Consider the following 5,257-nt stretch of genomic DNA (forward strand, 5'->3'; position numbering starts at 1 on the left):
AAGACAAAGAAGCCCTGTCAAAGATTGCCCAGGTTTGGAACACCGATTTTGACATCACCGCCATGCCAAGTGGTGATGATGCCGAACTAGCCCTGTCCTGTGGCGCTTTCCTGATCAAGGACATAGTCCAAGACCAGTACGTCACCTTTGCCAAGAACCCGGATTACACCTGGGGCCCCGAGCCCAAGGTTGATGAGATCATTGTGCGCTACAACGAAGACCCAATGGCTCAGGTCCAGGCTCTGCAAAACGGCGAGCTTGACATCATTCACCCGCAGGTCACCACTGACGTGTTGCAGGCCGTTGAGGGCATGGCGGGTGTTCAATTTGAGTCCGGCACCGAGGGCACCTACGAGCACATCGACCTGACCTTCAACAATGGCGGTCCGTTCGATCCGGCCACCTACGGTGGGGATGGAGAAAAAGCCAAGAAAGTGCGCCTGGCCTTCCTCAAGACCATTCCGCGCCAGCAGATCATCGACAAGCTGATAGTGCCCTTGCAGCCAGACGCCACCACGCGTGACTCGTTCAACCTGGTGCCCGGTGCGCCTGGCTATGACGAGACAATCGCGGCCAATGGCTCGGCCGATTTCGCCGAGGTCGACATTGAAGGGGCCAAGGCCCTGCTGGCCGAGGCCGGTGTCACCGACCTGAAGGTCCGTTTCCTTTACGGCAAGTCCAATGTCCGCCGCGCCCAGCAATTCCAGCTGATCAGCGAATCGGCCGCCCAAGCCGGCATCGAGGTCGTCGACAACGGCAGCGATGACTGGGGTTCGATGCTGGGCGACGGTTCCTATGACGCCACCTTGTTCGGTTGGCAGTCTGTCACCACGGGTATGAGCGACTCGGCCGCCACCTTCATGACTGGTGGTCAGAACAACTTCTCCGGTTACACCAACCCCAAGGTTGATGCGGGTTATGAGGAGTTGCAGGTGACACTGGACCATGACAAGCAGATCGAAATCAACATTGGAATCGAATCTGAGCTTTGGGCCGATGCCTATGGCGTGGTCAACTTCCAGTTCCCGGCCGTGACGGCTTGGAATGAGAAGGTCTCGCCTGTCTCTGCTACGGCGATCTACGCCACTGTTTTCTGGAATTTCTGGGAGTGGGAGGTCTAGGGTTAGGAGCCACAAAGTGGCACTTCGGAGGCTGCCGCCGTAGCCTCCTGGCCTGAAAGGCTATAACCCGCATTGCTGTCGTTCCTAACCCGGCGCATCGCGGCCGGCTTGGTTGTGCTGCTAGGGGCTACCTTCATCATCTTCGTGTTGGTGTCCCTAGCAGCCGACCCGCTGGCCCAGCTGTATACCTCCAGCTCGCCAAACAAGTGGCAGCAGATGGCGTCGATTACGGCCAAGCTGGATCTGAACACGCCGGTCGTGTTGCGCTACTTCAAATGGCTTGGCTCGATCCTGGCTTACGCCTGGGGCAATGGCACCTTCGGTGTGTCAATCGTCGACAACGCCACGATTGCATCCCAACTGGCCGCGGCCGTGCCCACCACTGTGCGCCTGGTTTTCGGCTCGGCCATTCTGGCGATTGTGCTGGGCGTGGCCGTAGGTATCATCACGGCGCTGCGACAGTATTCGGCCTTCGACTACACCACCACCTTCTTCACTTTCCTGTTCTACTCCTTGCCGGCTTTCTGGGTGGCCGTCCTACTGAAGGAGTTTGGCGCGATCCGCTTCAACAACTTCCTCAACGACCCTCGAATACCACCGGGGGTGGTGGTCGGTGTGGGCCTGGTTGTAGGTGTGGTCGCCGCCATGGTGGCGGTGGGCAAGTGGCAATGGCGGGCCTTGACCGGCCTGGTGGCCGGGGGTGGGGCGGCCGGCGTCATGATCTACATCATCGCCAGCGGTTTCCTGCTTGAACCAGGTCTGGGAATTGTTGGGGTGGGCCTAACCGGCCTGGGCGTGGCCGTTGTGACCTCAGGCATCGTGGCCGGTTTCGCCAACCGCCGGGCGCTACTGGCCGCCTGTACCGCGGTGGGCCTTGGTGTGGCGCTTTATTACCCGCTGCAGTATGCCTTTGCCAACACCAATTGGCTGATCATCCTGGTCTTGTGGCTGAGCGCGGGGCTGGCCGGAGTACTCATTGGCTGGTTTTGGGGTGGGCCTGATAAGGGGGTCTCGGCCCGGGTAGCGGCCGTCACCGCCATGGGCATGGCGATCTTTGTCTTTGTCGACCGGATGTTCCAAGCCTGGCCGGCCTATATCTCCTCGCCCAGAGTCGACAAGCGGCCCATTGGCACCATTGGCGCGGTCACCCCTGAATTGGGCGGCTCATTCTGGTTTGGTGTCACCGACATGTTCACTCACTTGGTCTTGCCCACCACCGCCCTGGTCTTGATCACCTTTGCCAGCTACACCCGTTACACCCGGACCTCGATGCTGGAAGTCATGAATGCCGACTACATCCGCACCGCCCGGGCCAAGGGTCTGAGCGAGCGCGTAGTAGTGGTGCGTCACGCCTTCCGCAACGCCTTGATCCCGTTGGCCACGGTGGTGCCAATTGACATTGCCATGGTCTTTGGCGGCGCCATTATTACCGAGAAGATTTTTTCTTGGCGCGGCATGGGCACCATGTTCATCACCGCCCTGGGCAAAGGCGACATCTATGGCGTGATGGGTTACTTCCTGATCACTGCTGTTCTGTTTGTGGCTGCGAACATTGTGGCCGATATGGTCTACGCCAGCCTCGATCCCAGAATCCGGTTGACCTCATGAACAAACCTGTAGTGCCTGATGAGGCCGTAGGCCGGGGCGAAAACGCGATTGAGCTCAGCGCCGTGGCCGGGCTGTCCCAAGGCCAGATTGTGCGCCGGCGGTTCTTCCGCCACCGGGCCGCCATTGTGGCCATGGCCGTGATGGCAGTGATCCTGCTGCTGGCCGTGACTTCGATTGGCTGGGGGCCAATTCCCGGCTGGTGGAAATGGACCTACGACTCGACCCACCCCATCGCCATAGCCGGCGGTAAACCAACTATGTCGATTTCTCTGCACGGCATCACGATTGGTGACCACCCCTTTGGGCAGGACACCGTTGGGCGCGACATGTTCGCCATGACCATGCGCGGTATTCAGCAGTCTTTGACCGTGATGGTGTTGATCGGCGTGTTGGCGGCCGTGATTGGCATTCTGGTAGGGGCCACCGCCGGCTACTTCCGCGGCCGGCTCGACACGGCCCTGATGCGCTTCACCGACATGGTTATCGCCATGCCGGTGATGGTCATCGCCCTGGTACTAGGCAAAATGGTCAACGGCGCCAACGCCATTACCCTGGGTGTGGCCTTGGCCTTTGTCTACTGGATGACTATGAGCCGCCTGGTCAGGGCCGAGTTCCTAACCCTGCGCGAGCGAGAATTCGTCGATGCCGCCCGGGTGGCTGGTTCGTCAAACACCCGCATCATTCTCAAACACATCCTGCCCAACGCCATTGGTGTGGTCATTGTCAACACGACCTTGTTGATGTCGCAGGCCATCTTGTTGGAAACGGCTCTGAGTTACTTGGGTTTTGGCATCCAGTTCCCAGATATCTCGCTGGGCAACTTGATTTCCGAGAACCAGACCGCCTTTGCCCAGCGGCCGTGGTTGTTCTGGTGGCCGGGCGTTTTCATCATCTTGATCGCCTTATGTGTCAACTTCGTAGGCGATGGCCTGCGTGACGCCTTCGACCCGCGCCAACGCCGCATCCCGTCGAATCGGAAGATGGCCCGGGCGGCCCGCCGGCAGGCGGCTGGGAAGCAGGTCCCAGCATGAGTCAGCCAAACCTCAATCTCGCCGCCAGCTGGCGGTCTTCAAACTGCGACCAGTGGCACCAGGACTGCGGCCAGGCCCAGGGCCGCCCAAAGGCCAATCAGTCGCCAGTGCCAGCGCCTGCGCAAGGCCACGCCGTCTGCTTGGCCCAGCTGACCGGCATCGCGCAACGCCTCCCAATGCTGGCGGATGACCAGGGCGGCGTGCCCAGATGGCGTATGCGGCAGGTCGCCGGGACGCACCGAATCGATCACGTAGGTCGACTCGGGCAGGCCCTTGAAATCAGCCGGCCGGGCCCGGTGGGAGGAAAAGGTCGAAGGTGCCGGCGCGGCAAAGGCTGTGACCTTGCCGCGGCGGGTGAAAAAGGTCAGCGCCCAGCGCGTATCGATCCGTTCGATGGCGGCCCAGGCCAGGTCAACAGTGTGGCTGACGTTGCGTACCATCACCCCTTCGCTGGTGACCGCAACGCAAGGCCACCAAAACAGCGCCCAGACGGTTACCGCCAGCCAAATCGGCACCAGGCCAAAGCGCCAAAGCAGGCCAAGCCCGCCGTAAAGGCCCAGGTTAGCCAGGGCAAAGAGACACAGTGCAACCATTGCCAGGGCCAGGACCTTGCCTGGGCGGGACGTGAAAACCTGTTCGGCTGGGGCCACGGCCAGATCATGCCACAAAACCGCCAAGTAGCCCGGGGGTGCGGCCATGAGCAGTGACTACGGGCCGGTCGTAGGGCCAGCCGAGGCCAAAGGCGAGCCGATCTTGACGGTCAAGGACCTCAACGTTGACTTCTATGTTGAAGGCGAGTGGCTGCCGGCGGCGATTGATGTTTCCTACCAAGTCCACCCCGGCGAAGTGGTGGCTATTGTGGGCGAATCTGGCAGCGGCAAGACTCAGTCGTCAATGTCCCTGCTGGGTTTGCTGCCACCGAATGGCCGGGCTACCGGCTCGGCCCGCCTGGCCGGTACCGAGCTGGTTGGTATGCGGGCCTCGGATATGCACAAGGTGCGCGGCGCCCAGATCGCGGTCATTTTCCAGGAGCCAATGACGGCCCTGAATCCGGTCTACACCGTTGGTTTCCAGATCATCGAGACAATCAGGGCCCATGGCCGCATGGGTCCAAAAGAGGCCCGCCAGCGCGCCCTCGAGCTGCTCAAGATGGTTGACATGCCGGATCCGGCCACCAAAATCGACTCCTATCCGCACCAGCTGTCTGGTGGCCAGCGCCAACGCGCCATGATTGCCCAGGCACTGTCGCTGGATCCGAAACTGCTGGTGGCGGACGAGCCAACGACCGCATTGGACGTCACCGTCCAGGCCGAGATCTTGGCCCTGATGCGGGATCTGCGCCAAAGGATCGACTCCGGCATTGTCTTGATCACCCATGACATGGGTGTGGTGGCGGATATGGCGGACCGGATTTGCGTCATGAAGGACGGGCGCATCGTCGAAACCGGCTCTTCGCGTGACATCTTCTACCGGCCGTCTCATCCCTACACCCAGCTG

Annotated in this window: 5 protein-coding genes; 4 read left to right on the forward strand and 1 reads right to left on the reverse strand. The window is 60.9% G+C overall.

The window, feature by feature from the left end; genetic code table 11:
* The 3 genes from FWD29_09725 to FWD29_09735 all read left to right on the forward strand — a co-directional run.
* Positions 1-1,121: ABC transporter substrate-binding protein (locus tag FWD29_09725; protein MCL2804207.1), on the forward strand; the 1,121-nt coding region annotated here is incomplete at its 5' end.
* 72 nt (positions 1,122-1,193) lie between these two features.
* On the forward strand, positions 1,194-2,729 hold the full coding sequence (locus FWD29_09730) for an ABC transporter permease (GenBank protein MCL2804208.1): 1,536 nt from the start codon (positions 1,194-1,196) through the stop codon (positions 2,727-2,729).
* On the forward strand, positions 2,726-3,760 hold the full coding sequence (locus tag FWD29_09735; GenBank protein ID MCL2804209.1) for an ABC transporter permease: 1,035 nt from the start codon (positions 2,726-2,728) through the stop codon (positions 3,758-3,760). The genes FWD29_09730 and FWD29_09735 overlap by 4 nt, the downstream gene beginning before the upstream one ends.
* A gap of 38 nt (positions 3,761-3,798) precedes the next feature.
* Here FWD29_09735 and FWD29_09740 read toward each other — a convergent pair whose 3' ends face one another.
* On the reverse strand, positions 3,799-4,458 hold the full coding sequence (locus FWD29_09740) for a PH domain-containing protein (GenBank protein MCL2804210.1): 660 nt from the start codon (positions 4,456-4,458) through the stop codon (positions 3,799-3,801).
* Between FWD29_09740 and FWD29_09745 the strand changes: the two genes are divergently transcribed.
* On the forward strand, positions 4,457-5,257 hold an 801-nt coding region (locus FWD29_09745), incomplete at its 3' end, for an ABC transporter ATP-binding protein (GenBank protein ID MCL2804211.1). The genes FWD29_09740 and FWD29_09745 overlap by 2 nt on opposite strands.

This window comes from Micrococcales bacterium (assembly GCA_009784895.1).
In the GTDB taxonomy this organism is placed as follows: domain Bacteria; phylum Actinomycetota; class Actinomycetes; order Actinomycetales; family WQXJ01; genus WQXJ01.

What these genes read in the sequence shown, in the direction of transcription:
- FWD29_09735 (MCL2804209.1), top strand. Translation starts at nt 2,726, where the DNA reads ATGAACAAACCTGTAGTGCCTGATGAGGCCGTAGGCCGGGGCGAAAAC.
- FWD29_09740 (MCL2804210.1), bottom strand. Translation starts at nt 4,458, where the DNA reads ATGGCCGCACCCCCGGGCTACTTGGCGGTTTTGTGGCATGATCTGGCC.